At 60.0% G+C, this 26,123-nt stretch carries 30 protein-coding genes; 17 read left to right on the top strand and 13 right to left on the bottom strand.

The features are described from left to right. Positions 1–28 precede the first annotated feature (28 nt). From FJ970_RS31370 to FJ970_RS31340, 7 genes are all read right to left on the bottom strand, one after another. On the bottom strand, positions 29–592 hold the full coding sequence (locus FJ970_RS31370; protein ID WP_140758325.1) for a GNAT family N-acetyltransferase: 564 nt from the start codon (positions 590–592) through the stop codon (positions 29–31). A gap of 23 nt (positions 593–615) precedes the next feature. Further along, a complete protein-coding gene (locus FJ970_RS31365) occupies positions 616–1,533 on the bottom strand; it encodes a DMT family transporter (RefSeq protein WP_227792316.1) in 918 nt (305 codons plus the stop codon). An 18-nt stretch (positions 1,534–1,551) separates the two neighbouring features. After that, positions 1,552–2,889, bottom strand: coding sequence for an aspartate aminotransferase family protein (locus tag FJ970_RS31360; RefSeq protein ID WP_140758327.1), 1,338 nt, complete (start codon positions 2,887–2,889; stop codon positions 1,552–1,554). Positions 2,890–2,990: 101 nt separating this feature from the next. Continuing rightward, positions 2,991–4,247: an aminotransferase class I/II-fold pyridoxal phosphate-dependent enzyme gene (locus FJ970_RS31355; protein ID WP_140758328.1), complete on the bottom strand. Its 1,257-nt coding sequence runs from the start codon at positions 4,245–4,247 to the stop codon at positions 2,991–2,993. A 310-nt stretch (positions 4,248–4,557) separates the two neighbouring features. Then, the gene (locus FJ970_RS31350) at positions 4,558–5,118 is read right to left on the bottom strand and encodes a type II toxin-antitoxin system VapC family toxin (RefSeq protein ID WP_140758329.1); all 561 of its coding nucleotides are present in this window, start codon (positions 5,116–5,118) and stop codon (positions 4,558–4,560) included. A gap of 11 nt (positions 5,119–5,129) precedes the next feature. Further along, entirely contained in the window at positions 5,130–5,498 is a 369-nt protein-coding gene (locus FJ970_RS31345; protein ID WP_227792314.1) for a hypothetical protein, read from the bottom strand. Positions 5,499–5,650: 152 nt separating this feature from the next. After that, positions 5,651–6,355: a response regulator transcription factor gene (locus tag FJ970_RS31340; protein WP_227792312.1), complete on the bottom strand. Its 705-nt coding sequence runs from the start codon at positions 6,353–6,355 to the stop codon at positions 5,651–5,653. A 415-nt stretch (positions 6,356–6,770) separates the two neighbouring features. Between FJ970_RS31340 and FJ970_RS31335 the strand changes: the two genes are divergently transcribed. The 4 genes from FJ970_RS31335 to FJ970_RS31320 all read left to right on the top strand — a co-directional run bounded on the left by FJ970_RS31335 (position 6,771) and on the right by FJ970_RS31320 (position 9,084). Further along, the gene (locus tag FJ970_RS31335; protein ID WP_140758331.1) at positions 6,771–7,052 is read left to right on the top strand and encodes a hypothetical protein; all 282 of its coding nucleotides are present in this window, start codon (positions 6,771–6,773) and stop codon (positions 7,050–7,052) included. A gap of 172 nt (positions 7,053–7,224) precedes the next feature. Continuing rightward, positions 7,225–7,947 carry an autoinducer binding domain-containing protein gene (locus tag FJ970_RS31330; RefSeq protein ID WP_181178508.1) on the top strand — a complete coding sequence of 241 codons (723 nt, stop codon included), beginning with the start codon at positions 7,225–7,227 and terminating at the stop codon, positions 7,945–7,947. A gap of 89 nt (positions 7,948–8,036) precedes the next feature. Then, on the top strand, positions 8,037–8,603 hold the full coding sequence (locus FJ970_RS31325; RefSeq protein WP_181178509.1) for an acyl-homoserine-lactone synthase: 567 nt from the start codon (positions 8,037–8,039) through the stop codon (positions 8,601–8,603). A 91-nt stretch (positions 8,604–8,694) separates the two neighbouring features. Beyond that, entirely contained in the window at positions 8,695–9,084 is a 390-nt protein-coding gene (locus tag FJ970_RS31320; RefSeq protein WP_140758334.1) for a hypothetical protein, read from the top strand. 66 nt (positions 9,085–9,150) lie between these two features. Here FJ970_RS31320 and FJ970_RS31315 read toward each other — a convergent pair whose 3' ends face one another. The 4 genes from FJ970_RS31315 to FJ970_RS31300 form a co-directional block, all read right to left on the bottom strand. Next, positions 9,151–9,627 (bottom strand): hypothetical protein, encoded by a 477-nt coding sequence (locus FJ970_RS31315; protein WP_140758335.1) that lies wholly within the window; start codon positions 9,625–9,627, stop codon positions 9,151–9,153. Between the two features lie 26 nt (positions 9,628–9,653). Continuing rightward, positions 9,654–10,238 (bottom strand): thermonuclease family protein, encoded by a 585-nt coding sequence (locus tag FJ970_RS31310; protein ID WP_227792310.1) that lies wholly within the window; start codon positions 10,236–10,238, stop codon positions 9,654–9,656. 89 nt (positions 10,239–10,327) lie between these two features. Continuing rightward, positions 10,328–10,858, bottom strand: coding sequence for a thermonuclease family protein (locus tag FJ970_RS31305; protein ID WP_140758337.1), 531 nt, complete (start codon positions 10,856–10,858; stop codon positions 10,328–10,330). Continuing rightward, positions 10,855–11,460 carry a hypothetical protein gene (locus FJ970_RS31300; RefSeq protein ID WP_140758450.1) on the bottom strand — a complete coding sequence of 202 codons (606 nt, stop codon included), beginning with the start codon at positions 11,458–11,460 and terminating at the stop codon, positions 10,855–10,857. Before FJ970_RS31300 ends, FJ970_RS31305 begins: the two co-directional genes overlap by 4 nt. 220 nt (positions 11,461–11,680) lie before the next feature. Between FJ970_RS31300 and FJ970_RS31295 the strand changes: the two genes are divergently transcribed. The 13 genes from FJ970_RS31295 to FJ970_RS31235 are packed head-to-tail and all read left to right on the top strand — an operon-like array spanning position 11,681 to position 24,345. After that, entirely contained in the window at positions 11,681–12,505 is an 825-nt protein-coding gene (locus FJ970_RS31295) for a lytic transglycosylase domain-containing protein (RefSeq protein ID WP_227792308.1), read from the top strand. Between the two features lie 12 nt (positions 12,506–12,517). Then, positions 12,518–12,859, top strand: a complete 342-nt coding sequence (locus tag FJ970_RS31290; protein WP_140758339.1) for a TrbC/VirB2 family protein — start codon at positions 12,518–12,520, stop codon at positions 12,857–12,859. A gap of 3 nt (positions 12,860–12,862) precedes the next feature. Further along, positions 12,863–13,162, top strand: coding sequence for a type IV secretion system protein VirB3 (locus tag FJ970_RS31285; RefSeq protein ID WP_140758340.1), 300 nt, complete (start codon positions 12,863–12,865; stop codon positions 13,160–13,162). A 2-nt stretch (positions 13,163–13,164) separates the two neighbouring features. Further along, complete coding sequence (locus tag FJ970_RS31280; RefSeq protein ID WP_140758341.1) at positions 13,165–15,579, top strand: VirB4 family type IV secretion system protein; 2,415 nt, start codon at positions 13,165–13,167, stop codon at positions 15,577–15,579. Further along, a complete protein-coding gene (locus FJ970_RS31275) occupies positions 15,576–16,643 on the top strand; it encodes a lytic transglycosylase domain-containing protein (protein WP_140758342.1) in 1,068 nt (355 codons plus the stop codon). The genes FJ970_RS31280 and FJ970_RS31275 overlap by 4 nt, the downstream gene beginning before the upstream one ends. A 13-nt stretch (positions 16,644–16,656) precedes the next feature. Next, entirely contained in the window at positions 16,657–17,355 is a 699-nt protein-coding gene (locus FJ970_RS31270; RefSeq protein WP_140758343.1) for a type IV secretion system protein, read from the top strand. Positions 17,356–17,378: 23 nt separating this feature from the next. Continuing rightward, positions 17,379–17,576, top strand: a complete 198-nt coding sequence (locus FJ970_RS31265) for a hypothetical protein (protein WP_227792306.1) — start codon at positions 17,379–17,381, stop codon at positions 17,574–17,576. Positions 17,577–17,585: 9 nt separating this feature from the next. Then, entirely contained in the window at positions 17,586–18,587 is a 1,002-nt protein-coding gene (locus FJ970_RS31260) for a type IV secretion system protein (protein ID WP_140758345.1), read from the top strand. 48 nt (positions 18,588–18,635) lie between these two features. Further along, positions 18,636–19,328, top strand: a complete 693-nt coding sequence (locus tag FJ970_RS31255) for a virB8 family protein (protein ID WP_140758346.1) — start codon at positions 18,636–18,638, stop codon at positions 19,326–19,328. Beyond that, positions 19,328–20,140 (top strand): TrbG/VirB9 family P-type conjugative transfer protein, encoded by an 813-nt coding sequence (locus FJ970_RS31250; protein ID WP_140758347.1) that lies wholly within the window; start codon positions 19,328–19,330, stop codon positions 20,138–20,140. Before FJ970_RS31255 ends, FJ970_RS31250 begins: the two co-directional genes overlap by 1 nt. Beyond that, positions 20,140–21,360, top strand: a complete 1,221-nt coding sequence (virB10, locus tag FJ970_RS31245; RefSeq protein ID WP_140758451.1) for a type IV secretion system protein VirB10 — start codon at positions 20,140–20,142, stop codon at positions 21,358–21,360. The genes FJ970_RS31250 and virB10 overlap by 1 nt, the downstream gene beginning before the upstream one ends. Beyond that, positions 21,341–22,360 (top strand): P-type DNA transfer ATPase VirB11, encoded by a 1,020-nt coding sequence (gene virB11 / locus FJ970_RS31240; RefSeq protein ID WP_140758348.1) that lies wholly within the window; start codon positions 21,341–21,343, stop codon positions 22,358–22,360. Before virB10 ends, virB11 begins: the two co-directional genes overlap by 20 nt. A 2-nt stretch (positions 22,361–22,362) precedes the next feature. Beyond that, positions 22,363–24,345: a type IV secretory system conjugative DNA transfer family protein gene (locus tag FJ970_RS31235; protein WP_140758349.1), complete on the top strand. Its 1,983-nt coding sequence runs from the start codon at positions 22,363–22,365 to the stop codon at positions 24,343–24,345. Positions 24,346–24,821: 476 nt separating this feature from the next. Here the strand turns inward: FJ970_RS31235 and FJ970_RS31230 are convergent, their stop codons facing one another. Both FJ970_RS31230 and FJ970_RS31225 read right to left on the bottom strand, forming a co-directional pair. Beyond that, the gene (locus FJ970_RS31230; RefSeq protein ID WP_210243039.1) at positions 24,822–25,412 is read right to left on the bottom strand and encodes a 4-fold beta flower protein; all 591 of its coding nucleotides are present in this window, start codon (positions 25,410–25,412) and stop codon (positions 24,822–24,824) included. A gap of 9 nt (positions 25,413–25,421) precedes the next feature. Next, positions 25,422–26,093, bottom strand: coding sequence for a hypothetical protein (locus FJ970_RS31225; RefSeq protein ID WP_140758350.1), 672 nt, complete (start codon positions 26,091–26,093; stop codon positions 25,422–25,424). Positions 26,094–26,123: the final 30 nt, after the last annotated feature.

Below are 26,123 nucleotides of genomic sequence, written 5' to 3'. Positions count from 1 at the left end.
CATGTTACAGGCGAACGGGCGCCCGAGTTCAGCTCGCATGCCTCCCGGATCCACTGGTCTTCAGGGCGACTCCGTACTGGCTTGGGCGCACGTCGTAGAAGCCCTTCACGCGGTCGCCATATCGTCGATCTTCGACGTGGCTGAACCCAATCTTTTGCGCCGCGCGAACAGCACGCTCGTTCTCCGGCCGGATCAGCGCGACCACGCGCTCCAGACCGAGTTCCTCGAATGCGTGGCGTAGGATCGCCCGGCCGAGTTCTGGGCCGAGCCCGCGACCGACAATATGGCCAAACAGGCAAAGGCCGTATTCGACATCGCTCGTGTCCTCGAAGCGGCGCAAGCCTGCCCGGCCGGCGAACTCGCTTTGCTCCTGTAAATTTCCTCTCAGGAACACCGAGAAAAAGCCGAAGCCGTTCTGCTGCCAGTCACGCACATATAGCTCGACCTTTTCGCCCGTGCTCTCGCGCGATGGAGGCTCTCCGGAAAACAGCGATTGCACGACAAGAGGATCGGTATGAAGGCGATGAATGGCTTCGAAGTCCGACATAGCCACGGGGCGCATGGAAAGTCGTGGCGTCTCAAGCACAGGCATGATCGTTCTCCCTAAAAGTCGGGTCACAATTTTCGTGATATCAATCCGCGCGCAATGAAGACGCTCGCGATTACCGGCGTCATGAATGCGATCTGGTCTAGATCTAATCTTTCATCCAAAAATACCGCGCCAAGCGTGATGCTTGCAGCCGGAACAAGGTAGTGATGCATGCTGGCGAAGGCAGGCCCGCTCAGTCTTATCAGTCGATAGTAGGCGACGTAGACCACTGCCGTGGACATCACGCCAAGCAGCAGCAGGGCTGTGAGAGCGGGAGCCGTCGGGGCGATCGCCCAAGGACGCTCGAAGGCGAGGCTCAGCGGCAGCAGCATGGGAATGGCGCAGATCATCACTGCCGTTCCCGTCACGATGGCATTTGCGTCCTTCAGCCGGGCCACCGAGCGACTGGATAGAGCATAGCTTGCGGCTGCGGCCAAAAGGGCCAGACGCGGTGCCGCGCTCGCGTTCGAGTGCAAAATGGATCCCGCGGAATGGCCCAGGAATGCGGCTAGACCGAAAAAGCCAACCAATAGACCGAAGACGGTCGCGCTCGACGGCCACTCGCGCTGCGAAACATGGGCAAAGAACGCTGCGAAGAGAGGGGTAGTGGCAACCAGGATCGCCATTTCGCGGACCGGCACGGTCATCGATGCCCAAGCGATGAGATAAAGGGGAAGAGCGTGGCCGAACAGCGCAATCCGGGCATAACCGGCCCATGAACCGAGCTTCGAGGGAAGCGAGCCTGCACGGCTGAGCCTCAGCCAGACGAGCAACACGGAGGACGCGATCAGGAGCCTTGCCGTGGCAAGCGTCGCTGGCGGCACATCGACAACGGCAATCTTAATCAGAAGATAGGAGCCCGCCCACCAAATGGAGACGAGGGCAAGCAGGCAGTAGGCCAGGAGCGAAAAGCGGTCGCTCGCAGCGGCAAGGGCGCTCTTCATGTCCGTCATTCTCCAGCCTCATGCGACGGCGGGGGAAAGCGCTGTGTCTGCAAGCCTGGCCAAAGCCCGACCGAACCGGACGACCAGCGCTGCGATCTCGGCGTCAGCCATGGGAGTGGAGAGGGCGCCCAGACCGATGCGCGAAAGCAGAACCCCTTCGTCGCGACAGAACGAGATCAACTGGGAGAGGCGCTGCCTTTGCTGCCAGGCATGATAGGCGCTTGCGTAGTCCTTCACGTCCCTATCACCGATGAATATGCAAAACAGAGAACCGGCGCCGGTAACATGACCTCCTATGTCGGAGGCGGCGAGCGCTTGGTTAAGTTCAGACCGCGTTTGTGCTCCGAGAGCATTGAGCCGCTCGATCTCGACTTCGGTCAGGGCGCGCATGGCGGCAGCCCCCGCCACCATACTCAGTGGATTGGCGGTGAAGGTGCCGGCCTGTGAGACGGGCGGTTTGCCACGGCTGGGGTCAAATACCCGCATCGTCTCGGCTCGGCCGGCAACGGCGCCAATCGGCAGGCCGCCGCCAACGATCTTGCCGAAGGTGCATAGGTCCGGTTCAATCCCGTAGGTGGCGATCGCCCCGCGATAGCTCAGCCGGAAACTCAGAACTTCATCCGAAATGAGCAGAATTCCGTGGCGGTCCGTGAACTCGCGCAGAAAACGCAGATATGCGAGATCAGTGGGCACAAGCCCGACCCGCGATGGAAGCGGATCGATGATAACGCATGCCAGCGTCTGCTTGTGGCGCTCCAGGACCAGCTTCGTCGCAACAACGTCGTTGAACGGAATGACAATCACTTCGCCCAAGACGGACTCCGGGGTCCCTCGGTTGTATGCCTTTGCTTCTGCGGCTTTCGTTTGCCAGTCGGCAGGAGCGGGATCCAAACTCGTTTCCACAAAGTCGTAATTGCCGTGATAGGCGCCTTCACACTTGGCGATCTTCGGGCGCCCGGTGATGGCGCGTGCTGCCTTGATGGCCATCATCACCGCTTCCGATCCGGTGTTTGTAAAGCGCACCTGCTCGAAGAAGGGCACTCTTGCGCAAACGATCTCGGCGAGATCGATCTCGCACTCAGTCGGATTGGCGAAACTGAGCCCCTTGCCGATTTGCGCCGCGAGGGCCGCATTGACATCGCGGTGGCCATAACCGTGGATCAGCGCCGTGAAATTGTTCTGGAAATCTAGGTAGGAGTTCCCGTCGATGTCGGTCACATACGCTCCCTTTCCTGCTGCCAGATAAAGCGGAAAGGGCGTCTCATAGACGCTGCTGCGCGTGTTGCCTCCTGGCATGACCTTCTTGGCACGCTCATGCGCAAGCCGGGAGATCGCAAGTTTGTCATGGCTGGCCATGATTCGAACCTCCAGTAGTCAGTGTCGTCCGGATGAGACTTCGTTCGGAGAAGAGCTGCCTCGATGTGAGCCGAGTTGTCGGCTTCGATGATGTGGGTGGCTCAGGCCGCAGTCAGTGTTTGTTGTCCGTAGCTCAGGATCTTGGCGCAGAGCCGTTCTAAGTCCGTCAGGTCATGGCTTGCGGTCAGGCAGATCCGTATGCCGGCGTGGCCGTGGGCAACCGTCGGGAAGAATGTCACGGAGGTGTAGTAGCCCTCATCGAGCAGCCGCTCGGCGAAATCGATGGAGGCGAGTTCGTCGCCCACCTTGATCATACGAATGGGCAAGGGTGTGTTGCGCTGATCCGTATCGATGCGCTCGTCGAAGAAGGCAATGCGCTCTGCCAAACGGCCTTGGCGCGTCTGGAGCTCGGTGGTGCGGTGAATGTCGGCCGAGGCGAGGGCGGCGCCGATGGCTGCGACGTTCGGCGAAGCCGAGAACGCATGTGGCATCGAGTAGCGGCGAAACAGAGTTTCCTGACGCGCCGTTCCAAGCATGAGCATGCCACCCGACGCGCCGAAGCCCTTGCCGAGCGAGGCCGCGACGATGGTCCGCTCGCCGAGGTCACGCGGCAATAGCGAGCGCGCAAAGCCTTCACCATTGTCGCCAAACAGCGAAATTCCGTGCGCGTCATCGATGTAGAGAAAAAGCCCGTACTTCTCCTGCAATTGAAGAAGCCCTCCGATCGGCGCGAAGCCGCCCATCGAATAGACGCCGTCGCACACATAGGCGACGACCGGATGCTTACGGCAAATCTGCTCCAAGGCATCGAGATCGTTGTGAGAAATTGCCTCGACTTGCGTCTCCTCCGCCACCACTGGCTTGTGGAAGGCAAGCGAGGCATGGGCAAGGCGGTCGAAGACCATCACGGGTCTCTGCCCGCGCGTCAGATGGCCGGAGGCAATGATAGGCAGCGCGCCCATATTGGCGACCATGACCGTTGAATACGCAATCACGCGTGCCCGAAAAAGTTGGGAAAGCGTCTCCTCAAGATCGCCTATGAGTGCGAAGTTCAGCCGCGTACGCGCACAGGACCAGTGGAGTGCTCCATACTGTTCTATTGCGCCAATTGCGCCGGCGACGATGGCTGGATGATTGTCCAGGCCGAGGTAGGAACAACGCACGTAGTCTGTGATGGTATTGCCTCTGCGCTCCCCTCCCGTCAGCGATATAGCCCTCCCTGGCACAGAGCGGCCATAAACGGCCATGAGCCCGCGGCGGTGAGCCTCTTCGAAATACAATCGCGTCCGATCGATCACCGAAGCGGTGTTGCGGAAACGACTGGTGCGCCCACCGCCTGAAGCCTCTGTTGTTTTCATCGAAAAATTTCCTTTCACAAATTAGCAATTGTAGAAGGAGGCTAGTCATTCCTGTCGCTTTATTGAAAAAGCTTTGTTAAAACCGTACTACGTCAAAATCTGTATTTTGTGCGTGAATTAATATTAAGAGTTTTTGCGTGATCGCTTAATAATTTTAGCGGCAGGCGTCACAATTCCGCTGGAAAAGGCTTGATGGCGGGCCATCCATCAAAACAAATCCTCACGATTTTGGCAGCAGATCACCATCCATTCAGCCGATTACGGGGAATGGCTATTTCGAGATCTTGGGGGTGCGAACGCAGACGTGGCGCTATCTGTAGAAAAGGACCTTGCCACTAGGGATAAGTTGTCGGCAAAAGTCGTAGTCGGCGATGTTCCGAGTCAACAGGACAAGCCCCGATTTCGATGCCTGCAGATAAAGAGTGCAGTCATGCAGGCAGCGCAGCTTCTGGTCGTCTTGGTAACCTTGCAGGCGACAGAGCACCCCATTCATAACAGCAGCGCGGCCCAAGACGTCAGCATCGGGCGTAAGGATTCGGTGCCCGGGCATCGATCGGATGAGCTCGGACACGGCGTTATGCACGGCTGCGGTGCGGTGATCGTCGGGCTTCAGGACACCAAGCGTATGGGCCAACTCCTGGATGCAGACAGATGAATGGTTATTGTGCCGACCGTCCATGATCTGCGTCACCAACGCGGGGGCTTTGCCTTGGAGCCTGTCAATGTACACACAGGTGTCGAGCAAGAGGGCCTGCCCACCGAGCTCGCCCTCGTTCACGAAGGGCAGCTGATCATCAGGTCGGCGAGCAAGTGTTTTGGTTGGAAAGCCACGGAGCGAGCGAAGGGCTGCTTCAACATCGAATTCTGACACTCAAACCTCAATCAGAAGCCGAGTTTGATGTCTGGATCGATGGTTCCCGCGAGCTTGTTCATGGTTGCGGGAAAATTGTCCTCGAGCGCAACATTCGCGAGAGCGAATTCAAGCAGCTCGGTGTCACCCTCAATGCCCGTCTGGCGCTTGGCCTGCTCGATGAGGGCATGGCTCAAACGTGCGGTGATCCGCTCGTCCTTAGAGCCGATCAGGCCTTTGCGAATGGCAGCACGAAGCGTCTGCCGAACGACAAACTTCTGCTCGCCTGGCCTGTCCTTGTTGGCGTCCTTGCGGATTAGGCTCCGCACGCGCTTCTTTTTCGCGACGAGGCGCTGCTGCGGAGCCGTCGATGACGACGGCCTTTTCAGCGTCTTGGTCATATCACCATCTCCCACGTTGTTAGCCATTTCGGTTATTTTGTCGAACATAACAGATGCAAGCAGCCGTGTCACTTGCGAACTCGTTTTGATCACTGAAGCCGCCAGCAGGCGCTTACCCCCGGCCGCCCCCAACGCGACAACGGTTCTGTCGCTCAGGGACCGTTCTTGTCATCAAGCATGTAGCCTGCGGACCGGACCGTCCGGATGACCCTGCGAACGCCAAGCCTCAGCAGCGATTTGCGCAGCCGGCTTACATGCACGTCTACCGTACGGGCGCTGACATGAATATTGGTTGGCCAGGCAACGGCGATCAGGTCCTCGCGGCTGAAAATGCCGCCTGGATTTTCGAGCAGGTGTCGCAACAAGCGGAATTCGATCGCGCCGAGCTGGATCTCGCTTTCACCACGCCGGACACGAAAGCTTTCGGAGCGCATCTCCATGTCGCCGAAGGTGAGAACGCGGTGGCCGACAGTGCTGCGAGCCTCCGCCGTTCGCTTCGAACGCAGGGAGGCAATCAGCTTTGCCGGTACCAAAGGCCGCACGAGGCTGTCGTCCACGCCTGCTTTCAAAAGCGCGATATGCTGGTCTTCCGCGCCCGGTGCGATCAGCGCGATAGTCAAAACAGCGTGGGTCGCCGGGTCCTGCTTCAGTCGAGCGCACAACGCGGCAACCGGAAGCCCGCTGCGGCGACAGTCCAAAATGACGGCTGCGGGCGAGGTTTCCCTGGTCCGTTCGGTCGCCTCCTCGACATTGCCGGCGAGAACGGTTTTGTATCCGTCGATACTTAGGATGTAGTCAAGGATAATATAGAGTTCTGCGTCTTGTGAGCAGATAATCGCCACTGGCTCCATCGGCATGCCCGCTCCCAGTCGAAGGCGAGCGGGTCCTAACATGCGAGAGCGCGCGGGCGTTCTCTTCTCGCCGGAACTCTGCCACCCTCTCTGGTTAACCAGCTAAAAGGATGACACAGTCAGCGCCCACGGTTAGCGCAATCGGCGGCAGCGGCATAGGTGGTATAATTACCACCTTCTCGGAACGCTTTTCCGGGTCGGGAACACTACCTGCGATTTGCCTTTGCAGCATCGATCTGAAATAGTCCCTGACGCCAGTGGGGCTTAACGGCATCGATGCCGCGCCTCAATCGTAAGGCCAGGGACGGCACGAAACGTCCGGGCAGACGCCCGAGACAGTGGCTCATTTCCGTGGGTTTCAACGTCCGGCCTTAAGGCTCTCTCCGCCCGCGCCCGGACGCAACCCGCGGGAGATTTTGGCATGGCACAGAACGATTACGAGGGCATACTGGCAGGCGGCAATCCGTTGACATTGTGGCATTTCGGCAGTCCCTCTGAAGCTGTCGATGCGGCTGTTGGCCTTTACGGTTCGAAGGCATCGCTCGCAGCCGCGTCCGCGGCCTTTACCGCGCGCTATGCCGGTAGCGAGGACGATTTTCAATTTTGGTTCACTGTCTTTTCGCAACTAAGACAGCAGGAGAGGGATGAGCCTCCAATGCAGAAGGCTCGCCGGTCGGATGATGTTGGGCCGGCCGCTCCGTAGCCACTGCGGCAAGGAAGACTAAAGACGCATCTCGCCCGATTATTGTTGCAGCATCAAGGCTTGTGCAACTTCAGCTTGCGTCATAGCTTCGAGAGGCTAAAAATAACTTCGAGCGGGCTTACATAACAAAGCTCCCGTTGTTTCCGTGGCGTTCATGCGAGGGAGCCAGGCAATGAATACCGCGCAAGTGCTTCACAACGCACTGCAGCTGGCTAACGCCACCAGCATCGAGGCACTAGTCGGCCTCTATCGCACGGCAATCGACCATTTCGGGTTCAGCCACTTCATAGTCACGGGCTTGCCGGGCCACGGGCAGCGTTTCGAAAATCTGGTTCTAGAGCGCTTCTGGCCTGAAGACTGGATGTCGCACTATGTCTCGCGCGATTATATCAAGCGCGATCCGGTCGCGATTGCTTCCAATGTGCTCAGCACGCCCTTCACCTGGAACGAGGCTAGGCTACGCGCCAGTGCGTTAGGCCCCGCCAGCGATCGCATCATGATGGAAGCAGCCGATGCCGGCCTCAGGGACGGCGTATGTGTACCCATTCCTGTGCGCAACGCGCTCGCCGGCTGCATTTCGCTCGCAAGAGAAGTGCCGATCACCGAGACAGATGCCATCGGACCCCTGAACGTTCTTTCTCTTACCTTCGCAAGCAGGCTCCAGTTGCTGGTCGACCATAAGCGCCGGCCTAAAGGTTTGATGCTTTCGGAGCGAGAACGTGAAGTGCTGATGTGGGTGTCAGAGGGCAAGACGGCATGGGAGATTTCCCGGATCCTCGGGATATCCGACTCCACTGTCAACAAGCACATCGCCGGCGCCATGCGGAAAACGGGCTCTGTCACCCGCACACAGGCCGTCGCCAGGGCTTTAACCGCGATGGAGATAGCCGGCTGAACGGAGCCTGTGCGTCAATGGCTAAGGATGGCCATGGCGGCGCAGGTGCCTCGCGGTGAATGTCGCTCCAAACAGGAGTGGCAGCCATCATGATTCGCCTCATCACCGGGAGCGCCGACCCCCGCCATCAGGATCTCCTTGAAGAGCACTACAGGTTGCGTCACGAGATATTTGTTGGCGAACGCGGGTGGTCAGCGATCGCCCGACCCGACAGGCGCGAGATCGACGCTTATGATACGCCGCAGACCATTTACGTGCTCGCGCTCGACGACGGTGGCGTCGTCGGCGGATACAGATTATTGCCGACGACCGCCCCCCACCTTCTGCAGGATCGTTTTTCACATCTGGTCGACGGACCGGTGCCGCGTGGGCGTGAGATCCACGAATGGTCGCGGTTCTTCATAAGAGAGGGCTATCGCGGAGGAAGTCTCTTCCGGCAATTGATCGGCTCCGTCCCAGGGGCGTGCCAGCTCCTTGGCATAACCAGTCTCACCAGCGTCATTGAGCCTGATTGGCTGTCACGCTTCGACGCCGCCCGCTTTCGCTACCAACTGCTTGGGTCGTTTGTCGAAACCGCCGGCATGCAACTCGCCGCAGCGCAGATCGACATTCAGGAGGCTTCGGCGTCGGGCCGCGCAATCGGCTGGGACAGCTGACATTCATGCGAAACAGACCAGCGCGACCTGCCACGCAACGAATGATCTATGTTCGGTCGCGATCGATTGTCGCGAGATCGCCTATTCGTGAATGAACCAGCAATTCAAAATACAGACTTTGGTCAGACGTCTTGGCAGACTTGGTGGCATGGCTTGGTGTATCGAGCTGCATCGACGCTCGCTGCTAAGTGCAAGTTGGTTCTCCAGGCGAAGGGATAGGCTCGGCACCAGCGCCCTGCATAACATTGCGATCTTGACCGGGTTAAAAATTAGTCGGTTTCTCGAACGGACCGCGTGGCGACATCTGGCTCAGCGTCAGGCTCGCACCATGTTAGAGGCTGAGCAAAAATCCCTCTACGTGATCGCTGCGATATTCGCGCGACCAAAAACGATGCAGGACGGCGATGTCTCCGAAATCGTCGCTAGCGTGGCCAAGTTCAAAGGGCGACTCGGTGAATTGCTAGGAAAAGTTGGCCGATAGCACTGCGAACCGGCCGCCCTCAACTTCGTAGTTGCGATCGAAGTGCGCTCGGATTGGGATCGATGGCTAGTGCCGTAGATTGAACCAATGTCTCGCTGCCGGCCCGCTATCGGCCGGAATGTCGAAATAATAGGGGTCGTCACGTACTGGCCTCACGATCGAGGCCGTCTCGCGGCATCCGTCGCGTCGACCGCAATCCCCGCTGTGTTTGACGCAGAGATTCGGCTCGCTGCGGCTTCCATGCCCGACTTCGCTGTGCCCCACGATCCAACCAGCCGGGCAATCGGCGTATTTTTCATAGCCCGGTTTGCCGGTTCCAGCCTCGGGACAGGTCGGCCACGAAAACCCCCAACTGGCCATGGCGGCAATAAGCCGTTCCATTGGCGGGTGGCAGGCGGGGACCCCGTGCCAGGAAGGACTCGTGGACGATGCACATAGCAAAACTTCGCATCCCCATTCGCTAGCCTTCGCGTTCAGAATGCCAACTGGAGGTGAAATGACTGCCATCGCCACGACGGTGATGATGGATTTGATGAGCCGCATGATCCTGCCTCCTGAGCACGCACAACTTACCGGTCGGTTCCAGCCGGCCGTTTCCGAGCGTCGATGAACGGCGGAGAGATCTCGCGCTTTCGTTCCGCCAACAGATTGAAGTCGGCGATCGGTTGTCTTTGCAGCGTTCGATCGACTGCCCCGGCGCGCCACTCATCCATGTCGAGGACGTAGGTGGCCCACATGCCATGGCGAGCGACCATCGCGTAGCGTTGCCAGCTGATGTATCCCGGTGGCGAGGGGGAGTTTACCCGTGCCCAGCCAACACGGAGCATTTCGACAGCGAGGTCGTGTCCACGCGCGGAGCAACTGCCGACGTAGGCGCCGTTTGAATCGACAGCGATAACCGTGCATGTCACCCGGCTATCGCCCACTATGCGTTTCAGCCAAGCTCTGGCGAGGGGTCCGCACGGTACGGGCTTGAGGGTGCTCTTGCCATATCGCGTAGGATCGAAGCTCCATTGCGGTAGTTCGCAGGCATCGATACCGGCGAGGCGGACTTTTTGCGCTGATCGCGGGAACCAGAGGGTGCGCCCATCGATCAGCGCCACCCGACCGACGATCATTCTTGAAACAGTCTCGTTGATCGCCTGCGGCGCCATCTCCAGTCTAACGGCGTCAGCTGGCCAGCAAGGGGAGGGGAAGGCGACTGACGTCGCGAGCAGCCAAGCCAAACAGGTCGTTCGGGTTCTCATCGGTCTCTCGAACTTCCCGCTGCGGCACGGCCAAGCAAGATTGCGGGGTATTGCACATCCTTGAACTGCCAGAGACCGGCATGTTTTTCGCGGGCGACCTGCTCGGCAACGGCATACGCGGGAGAATAGGGCAGGCCATCTGGCTGCAGGGCCGCAAAAGCGTAGCCGGACGTAATCACCAGATTGCCGAAATCCAGCCGGTCGGCGCCGACCGAGGCGTAGCAGACAACGTGGGCTACGTTGGCGATGGTTGCCACGGGGGCGCAGACGGGCCTGGTATCGGCAATGAATGCCGCCAGGACGGCCAAAGAGGCTTCGCCGCAATCGGCGCGATGGCCGGATCGATCCGTATAAAACGTGCCGCGCAGGCAGGCCTGGACGCCGTAGAGATGGTATCTCTTGCCGGCGTCCATCCAGCTGTCACCACTTTCGAGCGCCACCCCGGGTCGCAGATCAAAGTACCCTGCCGGTGCAGCGGCGGCAGGCCCCGAGACGGAAACGGCGATGAGGGCGGCAAGGACCCTCATTGGACTTTGATCCTGGGATCGGCCCACATACCGTATCCGCCGCGGCCGATCTTTTCGGCTTGTTCGAGATCGGGCCGCGCGAGACTGCCGTCCGCCTTCTTTGCGATCCGATGCGTACCAAGCGAGACGAGCTGCTCCTCGAACATGTCGACCGTGTCGAGGCTGCCGGGATAGTTGTAGTAGCCATAGCAGGTCGCATCCTGGACCGGGGCGTTGGCTTCGCTGACGAAGGCCCGGCAATAGATAACCTTCGGTGACTTCAACAGCGTCGCGAGCCCTCGCTCGGCATAATCGGCGCAGCTGCCGGCGAAATTCTCACGGCGGTTCACCATGTCGCCGTCGCACGGCTCGATGCCGAAGAGATGGATGGCAATCTTGTCGTTGGCCGCGAAATCGGTGGGCGAGACCGCCTTGAACCCGCTTGCTGAAGCGAAGCCCGTGCGATCGCCCACGCCGCCCTTGCCGTCATAGTACTCGATGACCAGCACCGTCTTTCCCGGAGCCGCAAGCGAGCGAATGTAGGCCTGATCGACGGGTCCAGCTGCGAGAGTTGGCATAGCCATCGCCAAGCAAAGACCAAGGCTGCAAACGCAGCGTTTCATACCAACCTTCCTCCGCAATCGCGTGGTCGCTGATCGCAATGTGCTCTTTTCGCACGCCCGCCGCAAGAAAAAATCATAGGCAAATTGACATTCTTTTTTATCTGACATACCGATTGCCGCATTCGACGCTGTTTGTCTTGGATGATTTGGGATGGTTCAGCCGCGTATTCACTCACGAGCATGGCGCCTACCAGCGTCAGTCGTACTGACGGTCACGAGCTTGCATCTCGCCGTGGCTGCGTCTTTGGCCGAACAAGTCGATCGGCAGGGAGAATCTCGCAACCATTCGGAACGGCTTGTGAATTCTGCTGCCCCTCCAGACGCGGTCGACACGGTTTTTCGGAACCGTTGGCTGGACAGAGACAGGGAGTACGTCGTCCGCACTGATGGCCAAATTCAACCAACCGACAGCTCGCTTGCCATTGGCCATACGGATGGGACAAACGCTGCCATCACCAGCAATGGAAGCGTTGCCATACATAGTCAATTTGACTTATCTGAAAGCGATACGGAATACGCGTGCGGTCCTTCACCGCTAACGACTTCACAAATCGCCCAGCTGGTGGTCGGAGTGGCGCGACGCTATGGGGTCGATCCCGGCTTTGCGCTCGCAATCGCGACAACCGAGAGCCGGCTGGATCGCGATCGCAACTCGCCGAAGGGCGCGCGCGGACCGATGCAGCTTACGCCCTCGACCGCGGCATTTCTCGGCGTCGCAGACATCTGCAATCCCGCCGAGAACATCGACGGCGGTGTGCGGTTCCTCAAATCGCTGCTCGAGACCTATCGCAATCCGCTGATCGTGGCGGCCGCCTACAACGCTGGTGAGGCAAACGTCCACAAATATGGCGGCGTACCGCCGTTTCCGGAAACCGTCCGCTTCGTCGCGGAGGTGACCAATCGCCAGCTCGGCTTGCAGTTGCCGGGACCGAAGGACGGAGGCAGGAAAGTGTCCTCGCATCCGAACATTGACGACGACCCGAAGACCGGCGTGCTGGCCACCGGAGAAGCCCGCCGGTGGGTTGGCGGCGTCATGCAATTCTAGAAGGAGGCCGACATGAAGAACCAGATCGTCCCTAATTTCGCTTCGCCAAGGGCGCGGCCAGCATTTCTCCTGCTGGTCGTTGCGGCGCTCGTAATCACGGCCGCAGAACCGGCCTTTGCGCAGCAGACATCGGGCGCTTTCGCCCCGCTCGAGACCGCCGTGCAGATGATCGTGGATTTCATCACCGGGCCGTTCGGTCGGCTGCTGGCGATCATCGCGGTTATCGGTCTCGGCTTCCTCGCCTTTGCTGGTCGCCTGTCCTGGTTCACCGCCGGTGCCGTCGTCATCGGCATCGGCCTGGTCTTCGGCGCACCAGCGATCGTCGACCAGATGATCTCTGCGGTCGGGAAGTGAGCCATGAACGAGCCCTCCGACGACAAGCCTCATCTGACGCCGCTGGTGATCGGCCTGACGCGGCCGCCGATGATGTGGGGCATTCCGCTCACCGCTTTCTATCTCATCATTGGCGTAACCCTGATCGCATTCCTGGTGACGACCAGCTTCTGGGCCGCGGCCATCGCGCCGGTCGCCTATCTGGCGCTCTTTGCTCTCACCAGCCGCGACATCCGTATCCTGGACCTCGCCCAGGTCGCCGGCCGCCGCACGCCCCGGACGCCGAACAAGCTGTTCTGGGGCACGAACTCCTACGGACCATGATCATGTTGAGCGTCGTTGCGAATGAGCTGGGCTTTGGACGGGAGCATCGGCGTGAACGATCGATCGCGACACACATTCCCTATATGCGGCATCTCTCCGACACCGTGATCGGTCTCGAAAGCGGCGCGGTGCTCTCCGTGATCAAACTCGATGGTCTGTTCTTCCAGACCGAGGACCAGGCCGAGCTTAACATGCGGGCCAGCGTCCAGAACACCTTGATCCGGGCGCTCGGATCAAGCCGCTATTCGCTTTGGTCGACGGTCATCCGCAGGCAAGTCAAACCGGAGCTTGGTGGGTCGTTCTCCGATCCCTTCTGCGATCTTCTCAATGGACGCTATATGGCGGCGCTTGGCGAGAAGCGCATGTTCACAAACGAGCTCTACCTCACAATCGTGCGGGCCGGCATGCGCGGGCCGCTTGGAAGCGCCGAGGCCATTTCACGGCTGTTCGATCGATCTGCCAGACCGGAAGTTCGTCAACAGCGCACGCATGAACGCATAAACGAACTGGAAGAGGTCATCGGCAACGTCACGCGCGAGTTGCAGAAATACGGTGCGCATGTTCTTGGCATCACCTATCGCGACGGCGAACCTTATTCAGAGCCATGCGCTTTGTTCAACGCCATACTGACCTGCGGCCTGTCGCGGCCGATGCGCCTGCCACGTATGGGGATCCGGAGCTATGTCGGAACATCGCGGCTGCACTTCTCCAGGCGGACCTTGCTAGCGCAAGGAGCGACGGAGACCGACAATCGCTTCGGCGCCATGCTGTCGATCAAGGAGTATCCGCCGTTTTCGGGTCCTGGCATGCTCGACGGGCTGCTGCAGGTCAACCACGAGTTCATCCTCACCCAGTCCTTCACGCTGGCCGACAAGCCGGTCGCACAGGAACGGATCTCGCGTCTGCAGCGGCAGATCCGCGCCTCCGATGAGGCGGGCAGCACGGTCGAGACCGACATCGACTTTGCCCTGAATAGCCTCCTCAACCAGGAGGCGGTCTTCGGCTACCACCATTTCAGCCTGCTTTGCCTGTCGGGCGATCTGACCGGGCTCGACAAAGCCGTGTCGGAACTCGGCGCCTGCCTCACCGACATGAACGTCAACTGGCTGCGCGAAGACCTCAACATGGAGGCCTCGTTCTGGGCGCAGCTTCCCGGCAATCACACCTACATCGCCCGCTCCTGCATGCTGTCGAGCGCCAATTTCGCCGGCTTTTCTTCCCTCCACAATTTTGCGACAGGGAGGACGTCAGGCATGCATTGGGGTCGGCCGATCTCGATCCTGGAGACGACGTCGCAGACGCCCTACTGGTTCAACTTTCATCAGCGCGACGTCGGCCATTTCCTGGTCACCGGCCCGACAGGGTCTGGCAAGACCGTCGCGCTCACCTTCCTGCTCGCGCAGTCGTTTCGCGTTGCGCCCGAGCCGAGAGCCGTCTTCTTCGATAAGGACGAAGGCGCCTCGATCTTCATACGGGCCATCGGCGGCAACTACGAGGTCCTGCAGCCGGGGCAGGCGACCGGCTTCAATCCGCTTCAGCTGGAAAACACCGCCGCCAACCGCGAGTTCCTGCTCCGCCTTTTGAAGGCCATGCTGCAGCCCGCCGACGGCCGCGGCTTCGCTCAGGAAGAGGAAGACACACTCGAGCGGGCGATCGGCCGCATCTGCCAGGAGCCCCTTGAACAGCGGACCCTCGCCAATCTTTCCGGACTTCTCATGGGGCGGTCGCGCTCGGAGGCCAACGACCTGCAATCGCGGCTGAGGCCCTGGTTCGAAGGCGAGAAGGCTTGGCTGTTCAACGCGCCGCGCGATGCGCTGTCCTTTTCCGGCCGGCGCATCTTCGGCTTCGACACGACGCACGTCCTCGACAATGTCGACGTGCGCACGCCGGCGCTGATGTACCTCTTTCACCGCATCGACGAGTTGCTCACCGGCAATCCTGTCCTGATCTTCATGGACGAGGGCTGGAAGCTGCTGCAGGACCCAGCCTTCTCCAGTTACATAGTCGATAAGATGAAGACGATCCGCAAGCTGAACGGGATCGTCGGCTTTGGCACCCAATCCGCCGCCGACATTGCGAAGGCGGCTCAGTCACATACGCTGATCGAGCAATCCGCGACAAACCTGCACTTTCCGAATCCGCGCGCGGATGAGGAAAGCTACATCCGTCGCTTCGGGCTGACAGCCAAGGAATTCTCCTTCATCCGCAACACGCCACCGGAGCGGCGGACCTTCCTCATCAAGCACGGCAACGATTCCGTCATCGCCCGGTTGGACCTCTCGGCGATGCCAGACATCGTCAAGGTCCTGTCCGGGCGCAAGGACACGATCGAGGCCTGCGCGGCGCTGAGGGCGCGCTTTGGCGAGGATCCGGCGGCATGGCTCTCCGAATTCTGCGGCTGGGGGAGAGCGGCATGATTCGACGTCTCCCTCTCATGCTTATCCTTCTGAGCACACCTGCTGCGGCCGACATTCCGACTATCGACGGGACCGTGCTGGATGAGCGCCGGGATCGCAACGACGAGACCACCAAGATCGACAAGGTCGACCGTGACCGCTACACGAACAATGAGAGCGTTACCTGCGCGGTCTATCGACCCGGCCGCAAGGATGACCCGGTCGCGGCAGCCAACGCCAACCCCTCGATCGCCGGCCTGGTGCGGCGCGTGGCGCGGGAGGAGGGGATAGACGAAAACCAGTTCCTGGCGCTGGTCTATCAGGAGAGCCGCTTCAACCCTTGCGCCAAATCCGGCGCCGGCGCGATCGGCCTTGCCCAGCTTATGCCGGGCACAGCCGCGGATCTCGGCGTCAATCCCTACAACATCGAGCAAAACCTGCGCGGCGGCGCGCGCTACTTCAAGCAGCAGCTGCGACGCTTCGATGGCAACGTCTCACTGGCGCTTGCCGCCTATAATTCCGGCTCGGGCAATGTCGAGAGCTATGGCGGCGTCCCGCCGTTTCGCGAAACGCAGGATTATGTCCACAACATTACCCAGAAATGGCTGCCGGCCTTTGGCGGATCCGACAAGTCGGCCATTCCGCTGAACTATGGCGGCACGAGTACAGCCTATGAAAGCATGCGCTCAAGCACCGTCAACGCCATGGGTCTATCGAGTGCCACAGGCGATGGGTCAGGTGATGTCGCATCCTGGTTCGAGCAGTTCGGCGGAACCGCAACCGGCACGGTGCAGGACAGCTGGGACCAGAACTCCGGCGCCCGCAACGCCAACATAGACATGCTGAACCGTATGGTCGCGCTGGGGGCCAGCTTCGCCGATCTCGTCAATTCCAAAAACGCGGTTACCCTGAGCGACATTTCGGGAGCCAGCCGCTCGGGCCGCTATCAGGACAGCGGCGGCGGAAGTTCGCAAGACGTCACAGGCTTCTGTGACGATCGCACTGGTCTCTTCTGGGATTCCAAGGCGAAGGCTTGCGTCAAGAAAACCGACCAAAACGCCGAGCTGCTCCTCGTCCCCCAATGATCGGAGGCCCTCTATGAAATGCTTTCTCGCTCTGGTCGCCACGACCGCCATCGGTACGACGGTGGCGCATGCCGACATTCCGGTGATCGACAAGACAAATTATGCCGTCGCCAAGGACACCGCCGAGAAGACCGCCAAGATCCTCGACACCAACAAGGATATTCTGACGACGGTCGATAAGACGCTGCAGGCGGTTACCGGCGACCGCGGCAGCGATGCCGCGTCGCTGAAGGATATCGCGATCGGCAACGGCTTCAGCGTCACCTCGGTGCCGTCCTTCGATAGCCTCCTGCAGAGCGGCATGCCCAATTTCGGCTCGATGGGGCCCGAGATCGCCAAGGCGGCGACGCTCTTCGTGAACGGGCTGCAGCTGGTGAAGTCGCTTTCGGGCAAGGACGACAGCTCGCTCGCCAGCGACAAATCCTATGAGGAGCTGGTGAAAACCGTCCTTGGCGTTTCGGCGCTGATCACCGGCTCGCAGCAGGCGGTCGAGACCCGGCGGTCGGCGCTGGAAAGTGCGGGGCAGGGGATCGGCAGCTCGAAGGACATCAAGGGATCGATCGATCAGAACACACAGCTCCAGGTGCAGACCGGCCTCACCCTCAACGAGATGATCGGGACGATGAACGGCGCCGTGCAGTCGCTACAGGCCGACAATCAGCGCAAACTCACCGACATTTCCAACACCAGAAAAGCGCTCACCTACAAATGAGCAAGGCGAGGATTTTGACGGGTATGATCGTTCTCGCGATCACAGTTGTCTCGGGAGGCTGCGGCACGCCCAAGGAGAAGAGCGCGCCGTGCAAGCGGCCGGCCAATCTCACCGGCTATGCCGAGGATACCCGTACCGAGTGCGGTTCCATGCGACTGGTCAACCCGGGTGGCACAGCTGCGCTTGCGGCGATCGATAGTCGCGCACAGCAATCGGAGTAGGGCAGGGCGGTGGAGGATTTTATTGGAGAGCTGCTGCAGCGCATTGATGCATCCGGCGAGAATTTTTCGCAGCGCGCATACGAGGCGTTAGCCAAGGACATCGAGCCGCTGTTGAGGCTGCTCTTCGTTCTGGTCGTTCTGTTCTACGGAACGCAACTTTTTCTAGGAACCTCCCGGCTGAGCGTCGTCGAGATCATCAGCCGTCTAGCCCGCGTCATCATCATATTCATCCTTGTCGGCACCTGGTCCAACTTCGATGCACTCATCTATGACTGGCTGACGAAGGTGCCGGAGGCTGCCGGCCGCGCGGTGCTGGCCGCCTCGGGTACCGGCGTCACGGAGCCTACCAACGGGCTTTCGCAGATCTGGAAAACGGCCAATGTTGCGGCCTCAACCTTTTCCGAACAGGCCGGCTATTTTTCGGTGCTGCCGGCGCTGATCGGCATGGTGATCATGGTCTTCGCCGGGCTCTTCGTGGCGATCGCGCTCGGCATCCTGGTCCTTGCCAAGGTGATCCTGTGGGTGTTGCTCGGCACCGCGCCGATCTTCATCTCCTGCATGTTCTTCAATCCGACACGCAACTACGCGATCGGCTGGCTGAATCAGTCGCTGCTTTATGCGCTGATCCCGCTCTTCGTCTATGTCATCGCCGCCTTCCTGATCGCGGCGATGGCGCCCGAACTCACGAAGATCAACGCGATTTCCGGCAATCGGGAACTGAAGCTCAGCGATTTCGCCGCCTTTATCATGCTTTGTCTCGCAGGCTCCTTCGTCCTCATCCAGATCCAGTCGCTCGCCCAAGGCATCGTCGGCGGTCTGGCCACACCAATCGGCCATCGATCACGCGCCTTCACCGACCGAGGCATCATGCTCGGGCGCATGGCGATCGGTACGTCCTCGCGTCAGATGCAGGCCGCGGTCCACCGGGTGCAGGCGCAGCTTCATCCGCCGCGCACGCTTGCGCGCGAGGCGATGCAGCGCGCGATCATGGCTACCGGAACGCCCGGATAGACGATCGAACGATACCGATGATTGCCCGAACCAACCTCGACGGAAAGCATGGCAGACAGCACCGACGACAGACTGCGATCGTACTTCCAGGAAGGAGAGATCTGGGAGGCCGAGATCATCAAGCGGGCAAAACGCTCCAGCCGCGTTGCCTGGTTCTTCGCCCTGGTTTTTGCGGGGATCGCGGCGTTCAGCCTCGTCGCCGTCGTGCTGATGCTGCCGCTGAAGAGCTTCGAGCCTTACCTGGTCGAGGTCGACAAGAACACCGGCTACATCGAGGTGAAGTCGGGCCTGACGCGGCCCGCCAATCTCACCGAGCAGGAGGCGGTAACCCAGGCCAATGTCGTGCGCTATATCCGCAACCGCGAAGCCTACGACCCTTATGCGATCGAGGAAAAATTCGGGATCGCTGCCCTTCTTTCGACTGGCGATGCCGCGCGCGAGCTGCAAGCGCTCTACAGCGCCGCCAATCCGCAAAACCCTGCCAAGGTTTATGGCAAGCTGAAGCGGGTGCTGGTCGACATCAAATCGGTCAGCTTCCCCAACAGATCGACGGCGATCGTGCGCTTCTCCACCACCGAGAAGAGCGAGACCGAGGCAATCGACCGGCATTGGATCTCCGTCGTCCGCTTCCGCTACACCGACACGCCGATCAAGAACGAGTGGCGCTTCGAGAACCCGCTCGGCTTCCAGGTCACCAGCTACCGGCGCGACCAGGAGACCGTGACGCCGGGGAGCGAGTGATGGGGACGAAGATAATCCTCGCCACGGCGTTGTGCCTTTCAGTACTCGGCTCTGTGGCAAATGCCGCGCAGACGCCGAAGGGCGGGGCTCTTGATCGGCGCATCACCAGCGTCGTCTATCAGGAGAACAACGTCGTCCAGGTCTTTGCCACCTATGGCATCTCCACCATGCTCATTTTCGACGAGGACGAGAAGTTCCAGACGATCTCGCTTGGCGACACCGACAGCTGGCAGGTCGTCCCCGCGGAGAAGGGCAACATCCTTTTCGTCAAGCCGATCGCAAAGAACGCCACCACCAACATGAACGTGGTCACAACCAAGCGCATCTACTATCTCGAGCTGCGCGACAACGCGCCGGAAGCGGCTAGGGAGGTCTTCGGCATCCGCTTCATCTATCCTGAGAAGAACCTCAACGCTTCCTTGCGCAAGGAAGCCGAGCAGCGCGCGGCCTGGCCGAACATTGCCGGCATCGACAAGGCCAACGTCAATATCGACTATTCCTTCTCGGGCGATGTACGGCTGAAGCCGCTGATGGTCTTCGACGACGGAGCCAAGACTTTTTTCAAGTTCGACCGCCGCGTGCCCGCGATCTTTGCCGTCAACTCGGACTTCTCCGAGACACTCGAGAATTTCCGCAAGGAGGGCGACTACATCGTCGTCGACGGGACCGCCACGCAGTTCACGCTGCGCGACGGCGACCAATGGGTCTGCATCTTCAATCTCAGAAAACCCGATTTTGGCGCGCCTGATCCTGGCGTTCTTGGACCGGAAGAGGATCCTCACGCGATCAAGCGCAGGAGGAGCGGCAATTGATCCAGCGCAGCCCCGAGCTTGAGGCCCTGGCTAGCCGTGATGAGCCGACGATCTCCGACAGAACCGTTCGGCGCAAGCAGTTGATCGGCGGTGGTACTCTCATCCTGGCCGGCATGATTGCAGGCTACTTCGTCGTCGCCGGCGGGCGGCCGCAGCAGCGCGACATTCTCGCCGGTGACGAGGAGTTCTCCACCACAACGTTTCGGCCGCCATCGTTTGTTCCCGATGGTGAGCCGCAGCCGAAGCCGACTGTGCCTGAGGTCATCCAGCTGCCCCCGCCACCTCCGCCACCGGCGAAGGAGGAAAAGCATTCCGATACCACGGAGTTCAACGTTCCGCCTCCGCCCGCGGCCACACGCACGCCCGAAACGACGGCGGTTCCGCCGGAAGATGAATTCCCGGAGCGCTACCGCTCGAACATGATCGTCTTCGACAACAAGGCTTCGAGCGGCGAACAGCTCGGATCGGCAGCCACGGAAGGGCAGGGCGCCACCGTCGCCGGCGAAGATCGCAACAGCAAATTCCTGGCGGCAGCGATCCGCCTCGGCGACCGCACCGCAAAGGCCCGGAAGATCGATCGCATCGACGCGCTGGTGCCGGAAGGAACGCTGATCCCCGGCATCCTGGAGACCGCGATCGTCAGCGACCTGCCCGGCCAGATCCGCGCCATCGTCTCGCAGGACATCTATTCCTTCGATGGTAGGCGCGTCCTCATTCCGACCGGCACGCGCCTCATCGGCGAATATCAGTCGGACATCGTGCGCGGCCAGACGCGGATCTTCGTGATCTGGACGCGCATGCTTCGCGATGACGGCGTCAGCGTTCGCCTCGGTTCCATCGGTGCCGACAGCCTCGGCCGTTCCGGCCTGACCGGACGGATCGACAACAAGTTCCGGGAGCGCTTCGGCGCCGCCATCCTGCTTTCGATCGTCGGCGGCGGCGCGAGCTATCTGACCGGCTTAGGCAGTCAATCCGCGACGGACAACAGCGACGACGGTCAGCGTGCTGAGGACATCGCCCGCACCACGCTCGCCCAGACCATTTCCGACATGGCCAATCAGGCGCTTAGCGACAGTCTCAAGATTCCGCCGACCATCAGCGTCGCTCAAGGCGAACGCATCTTCGTGTTCGTGCGCCAAGACCTCGACTTCTCGGCGCTCTACGATGATCCCTTATCCGAAGCGCTCAAGGAGATCCGTCATGAACGTGGTCTCAACTGAGTTCGGCCGCAACGATCGCCATTATTTTCTCTACCGCGCGCTGGAGCCGCTGAAGCCGTTCCTCAATGACCCTCGTGTCGTGGAGGTCTCGATCAACCGTCCGGGCCATGTCTATGTCGAGCGGCTAGGCGACGAGCATATGGCGTTCTTTTCCGTTCCCGAGCTGACGACGGCAGAGATCGTCAACATCGGCGAGCGCGTGGCGGCCTCGACAAGCCAGTTTATCAGTCCCACCAACCCGATCCTGAGCGCTGCCTTGCCGACGGGCGAGCGCATCCAGGTCGTGCTGCCGCCGGCGGCACCCGACGGCGGCGCCGTCTCGCTGCGCAAGCAGGTCCTCAGCGATTTCAGCCTGGACGACTATCGCGATAACGGTGCGTTCGAGCGGGTTTCCGTTGCCATCGGTAGTGTGAGTGATATCGACCGTGAACTGATCCGGCTCCTCCGCGCAGAGGATGTCCACGGCTTCGTCCGGTCAGCGATCGCCAATCGCGTTTCGATCCTCATCAGCGGCGGCACCTCGAGCGGTAAGACGACCTTCCTCAATGCCTGCCTCAAGTCAGTCGACAGCCGCGAACGCATCGTCACGCTGGAAGACACGCGGGAGCTGTTTCCACCCCAGGCAAACTCGGTACATCTCTTGGCATCGAAGGGCGACCAGGGCACCGCCAACGTGACAATCCAGAGCCTGCTCGAGGCCTCGCTTCGCATGCGCCCGGATCGCTTGTTCGTCGGCGAGGTGAGGGGATCGGAAGCCTTCACTTTCCTTCGAGCAATCAACACCGGACATCCAGGCTCGATGACGACGGTGCATGCCGATACCCCGCTCGGCGCATACGAGCAGCTTGCCATGATGGTCATGCAGTCGGGCCTTTCCGCTGCCTATCCGAAAGCAGACCTGCTCTCCTATATCCGAAGCGTGATCCCGATCGTCATTCAGCTTCGCCGCGACGGCGGCCGCCGCAGCGTATCAGAGATCTTCTTCGCGCGCATGGAATGACCATGACCGGCACCCTGCGCCTCGTCTATCTCTTGTTCTGTCTGGCGATCGCATTCGCCATCTGGCTGCTTGGCTATGGCTTGGCGTTGAAGCTTCTCTACGGCGACGCCCGCGTCATCGATGCCACGATCACCACGAACCCGTGGGCACCTCTTCAGCAGCTCGCGCTCTATGCCGACAATCCGGTGCTCCAGCGGGTCGGTCTTGGAGCCGCCGCCCCCGCGCTTTTCATCGCTGGCATTGTTGCCTATGTCGGTCTTCGGCCAGTATCCAACCCCCTTGGCGATGCGCATTTTCAGACAATGGCGTCGCTCCGCCGCGGTAAATGGTTTCGCCGCAAAGGGCACATTCTCGGGCGTTTCAGCCGCCAGATCCTGCGCGTCGATGACGAGCGGCATCACCTGGTCATCGGACCGACCCGCTCAGGGAAGGGTGCTTGCTACGTCATTCCGAACGCGCTCACCCATGAAGGATCAATGATCGTCACCGACCTAAAGGGGGAGATTTTCCGGTCGACGGCCGGCTACCGAAAATCGAAAGGCAACCAGGTCTTCCTCTTCGCGCCTGGATCGGATCGCACGCACCGCTACAATCCGCTCGATTTCATCCGGCCCGACCGCGGTGACCGCACGACCGATATCCAGAACATCGCCACCATTCTGGTTCCCGAAAGCGTCGACTCCGAAAATTCGATCTGGCAAGCAACCGCCCAGCAGGTGATGGCTGGCGCAATTAGCTACATCAACGAGAGCGTGTTTTACCGCGACCGGCGCAATCTCGGCGAAGTGACCGCCTTCTTCAACAGCGGTGTAAACCTTCAGGCTCTCATGGCCCTCATCAAGGAAAAGGAGCCGAGCCTCTCGCGATTTACCGTCGAGAGCTTCAATGCCTATATCGCGCTTTCCGAGCGCGCCGCGGCTTCCGCTCTGCTCGATATCCAGAAGGCCCTGCGGCCCTTCCGCAACGAGCGGGTGGTCGCAGCGACGTCGGTGACCGATATGGATTTGCGTGCTCTGAAGTACAGGTCGATCTCGATCTATCTGGCGCCGAACATCACCGACATAACGCTGTTGAAGCCGCTGCTGGCGCTTTTTGTCCAGCAGACGCTCGACACGTTGCTGCTCGAGCATGATCGGCGGCCGCTCCAGGTCTATTTCCTCCTCGATGAGTTCCGCCAGCTGAAGAAGCTCAGCGAGATCACCAGCAAGCTGCCCTATGTTGCCGGCTACAACATCAAGATGGCCTTCATCGTCCAGGATCTGAAAAACCTGGACGAGATCTACGGCGAGACCGCGCGGCAATCCCTGATGGGAAACTGCGGCTATCAGCTTGTCCTTGGTGCGAACGATCAAGCGACTGCCGAGGCCGTCTCGAAAAGCCTTGGTCGGCGCACAGTTCGCTACAAGACCGAGTCGCGGACGATCGAATTGATGGGCCTTCATCGCCGCACCAAGGTGGAGCAGCTAAGGGAGCGGGACCTGCTAATGCCGCAGGAAATCCGTCAGCTCCCCTCCGATAAGATGCTCGTGCTTGTCGAGGGACAGAACCCGATCCTTGCTGACAAGCTGCGCTTCTTCGCAACGAAGCCTTTCCGAGAGCTAGAGGCTTTCTCACGCAGCCACGTTCCTTCCGTTCCGGCAATGGAATTCCTTCCGCGAAGGGCCGTTCCTGCGACGACCGAGACCTATGAGAATTCGGGTGAGACCGGCGAGGTTTCATCCGGCCAACGACATTCGGCCGTGCCTGCTGACACATCAAAAGGAAATGGCAACTCTGAGGGATTGGTGCGCGGAGTGCAGACGGTGGAGGCAATTGAAGCTCAATTCGATTCGGCTGCGCGGAGATTGAAGACTCTTGCCATCAGATCGAGAGCTCTCCAAATCCGGAAGGGAGGGAGGGACTGGTCGGCGATATTCGACGAGACGGTACCAGATGCCGGACCGGAACTCGGGCTGGAGACAGGGATAATCCCTTCCGGCCCTTGATGAGGGACCATGTACTATGGCATGCACGGCAGGATTTAAGGTGCAACGTCCCATTGCGCTGAGGGTGACGTGCAAGCGGTCACATTATTAACACTCTGGTGGATGCTGGCATTGCCAGACCACTGCATTACCGCCCAACGTTTACGTCTCTCGCCCTTGCCGACATTGCAAAGCACGAGAGGCATTGGCAAACCACGCGCCGACGCCATTTCGATGATCAGGCGCTCCAATGTATTTTTGTCGGTGTCACTCCAAGGGCTGAACTAGAATAAACTGCGGCCTACGAGTCTCACGATACTGCGAGATCCTCGTAGAGGCCGTATTGTCGCCCATCGGGGTTCGAGTCAGAAGGACCAAAGCCCACTATAAGGATTGCTCTTCTACTTTCGACGACCTTGCGTCAAGATTGGTCCCACATAGGCGCGTCGAGGCAGGAAACCCAACGGGCGTAGAAAGACCCGCTCGGTCACGAGCCGTCATTTTCGATAGCGGCCTTTCTCGCACCAGTACCTGACGAGAACACCTGGCTGTGCTTGAAACAGATCGGCGGCAATCTGACAGTTTTCGTGATTATAGGCTTCGCTCTCGGTTGCATCGAAGGTCGCAACGTGGATTCGCATCTCTCCCGTGACCGAACCACGATAGAGGGTGTAGGTGCTTGAATCGTCTGCCTGCGCGCTGCAAGCCGCCAAGCAGACAGACGCGGGGAGCAGTTTCGCCAGCAGCTTCATTTCCCCTCTCCCCTCCCTAAAGCGGCGGCAATTGAGCGTCAGACTGATTCCGGCAGCGGGAATTCCTCGTAGCCGCCTGGCAAATCGAAGGGCACTTCGTCCATTTACAGTTGTTCCGACCATCCGGATCATTGGGACGCCGCCGACTGTTTGATTGCCGACCTTGGCTGTCTGCGTAAGAAGACGATGGTTGCGTACCTCGCCGAGGTATTTGCCTTTGACACTGACAATTTGATCCCGTCGCCGAAAGCCAACGTGGCGGCCGTCTTTGCTGTAAAGAGCGCCCTCGTAGAGCCATCCAAAATATTCGCCATTCCATCGGTGCACGAAGATCACGCCGTCCCCCTAGCGGTCTAGTTCTCGACTTATACAGGCTCTCGTTCGTCTCGCCGCCTCAAGGAGTGTGGGTGGGCTGGCGGGCGGCCGGATGCTGCCGCTAGGGCGATGCCGATATACGTTGGCGGTTTGTTTGACCTCCTTCATCTCTCTATCGAGTTTGACGCCGGCGGCCAGGAGACATTCGCACGCTTTGTAAAGGTCGAACCAATCTGGCTCTCCCACTGAATAGCTCAAAGCTTCAGCAAGAATCGGCTTGCCAGCAGCGGAGTTGAATCTTCTTTGCGCAACCGAAGGTGCCGGATTGTCGATGACAATTTGACCATTCTGGTCGAGGATTTGAAATTTGGCCACGCCCCTACCAAACCTAAAGTGCGCTGTCTCCAACTCCATAATGAAATCTACCAATAGCCGGCCCTCGAACGAACGGACCGTACCAATCACATCAACATGCGATTGGCCGATAATTCCGGCGACGATCGCATTCATTTCCCTGACGGCCAACTTACCGGCGTCATAGGCTTCACGCGGGGTTGAAACAGCGCTCAATTGGGCCGCCTTCAAAACAAAGTACTCCTGCCCATCTTGGCTGAGCACTTCAACCGATGGGTCGAATGGGGCCGGAAACAGATCCAGCCAATCACGTCGATCCGCTGTGTCAGCTTTCAGAAGCAGCCACATTTCGCGCCTCGCGCTCCGGCCTGTTCGATT

Source organism: Mesorhizobium sp. B2-1-8, assembly GCF_006442545.2.
In the GTDB taxonomy this organism is placed as follows: Bacteria; Pseudomonadota; Alphaproteobacteria; order Rhizobiales; family Rhizobiaceae; genus Mesorhizobium.
The sequence above is the reverse complement of the archived record's forward strand: the minus strand, read 5'-3'. Positions and strand labels throughout refer to the sequence as shown.

Bases quoted from the DNA above. Each gene is read 5' to 3' on its own strand.
- FJ970_RS31300 (WP_140758450.1), bottom strand. From the start codon at position 11,460: ATGAAACGCTGCGTTTGCAGCCTTGGTCTTTGCTTGGCGATGGCTATG.
- FJ970_RS31250 (WP_140758347.1), top strand. From the start codon at position 19,328: ATGGGGACGAAGATAATCCTCGCCACGGCGTTGTGCCTTTCAGTACTC.
- FJ970_RS31255 (WP_140758346.1), top strand. From the start codon at position 18,636: ATGGCAGACAGCACCGACGACAGACTGCGATCGTACTTCCAGGAAGGA.
- FJ970_RS31330 (WP_181178508.1), top strand. From the start codon at position 7,225: ATGAATACCGCGCAAGTGCTTCACAACGCACTGCAGCTGGCTAACGCC.
- FJ970_RS31235 (WP_140758349.1), top strand. From the start codon at position 22,363: ATGACCGGCACCCTGCGCCTCGTCTATCTCTTGTTCTGTCTGGCGATC.
- FJ970_RS31265 (WP_227792306.1), top strand. From the start codon at position 17,379: ATGATCGTTCTCGCGATCACAGTTGTCTCGGGAGGCTGCGGCACGCCC.
- FJ970_RS31310 (WP_227792310.1), bottom strand. From the start codon at position 10,238: ATGGCGCCGCAGGCGATCAACGAGACTGTTTCAAGAATGATCGTCGGT.
- FJ970_RS31370 (WP_140758325.1), bottom strand. From the start codon at position 592: ATGCCTGTGCTTGAGACGCCACGACTTTCCATGCGCCCCGTGGCTATG.
- FJ970_RS31365 (WP_227792316.1), bottom strand. From the start codon at position 1,533: ATGAAGAGCGCCCTTGCCGCTGCGAGCGACCGCTTTTCGCTCCTGGCC.
- FJ970_RS31325 (WP_181178509.1), top strand. From the start codon at position 8,037: ATGATTCGCCTCATCACCGGGAGCGCCGACCCCCGCCATCAGGATCTC.
- FJ970_RS31275 (WP_140758342.1), top strand. From the start codon at position 15,576: ATGATTCGACGTCTCCCTCTCATGCTTATCCTTCTGAGCACACCTGCT.
- FJ970_RS31335 (WP_140758331.1), top strand. From the start codon at position 6,771: ATGGCACAGAACGATTACGAGGGCATACTGGCAGGCGGCAATCCGTTG.
- FJ970_RS31315 (WP_140758335.1), bottom strand. From the start codon at position 9,627: ATGCGGCTCATCAAATCCATCATCACCGTCGTGGCGATGGCAGTCATT.
- FJ970_RS31320 (WP_140758334.1), top strand. From the start codon at position 8,695: ATGAACCAGCAATTCAAAATACAGACTTTGGTCAGACGTCTTGGCAGA.
- FJ970_RS31285 (WP_140758340.1), top strand. From the start codon at position 12,863: ATGAACGAGCCCTCCGACGACAAGCCTCATCTGACGCCGCTGGTGATC.
- FJ970_RS31270 (WP_140758343.1), top strand. From the start codon at position 16,657: ATGAAATGCTTTCTCGCTCTGGTCGCCACGACCGCCATCGGTACGACG.
- FJ970_RS31345 (WP_227792314.1), bottom strand. From the start codon at position 5,498: ATGACCAAGACGCTGAAAAGGCCGTCGTCATCGACGGCTCCGCAGCAG.
- FJ970_RS31280 (WP_140758341.1), top strand. From the start codon at position 13,165: ATGTTGAGCGTCGTTGCGAATGAGCTGGGCTTTGGACGGGAGCATCGG.
- FJ970_RS31305 (WP_140758337.1), bottom strand. From the start codon at position 10,858: ATGAGGGTCCTTGCCGCCCTCATCGCCGTTTCCGTCTCGGGGCCTGCC.
- FJ970_RS31290 (WP_140758339.1), top strand. From the start codon at position 12,518: ATGAAGAACCAGATCGTCCCTAATTTCGCTTCGCCAAGGGCGCGGCCA.
- virB11 (WP_140758348.1), top strand. From the start codon at position 21,341: ATGAACGTGGTCTCAACTGAGTTCGGCCGCAACGATCGCCATTATTTT.
- FJ970_RS31360 (WP_140758327.1), bottom strand. From the start codon at position 2,889: ATGGCCAGCCATGACAAACTTGCGATCTCCCGGCTTGCGCATGAGCGT.
- FJ970_RS31340 (WP_227792312.1), bottom strand. From the start codon at position 6,355: ATGCCGATGGAGCCAGTGGCGATTATCTGCTCACAAGACGCAGAACTC.
- FJ970_RS31225 (WP_140758350.1), bottom strand. From the start codon at position 26,093: ATGTGGCTGCTTCTGAAAGCTGACACAGCGGATCGACGTGATTGGCTG.
- FJ970_RS31355 (WP_140758328.1), bottom strand. From the start codon at position 4,247: ATGAAAACAACAGAGGCTTCAGGCGGTGGGCGCACCAGTCGTTTCCGC.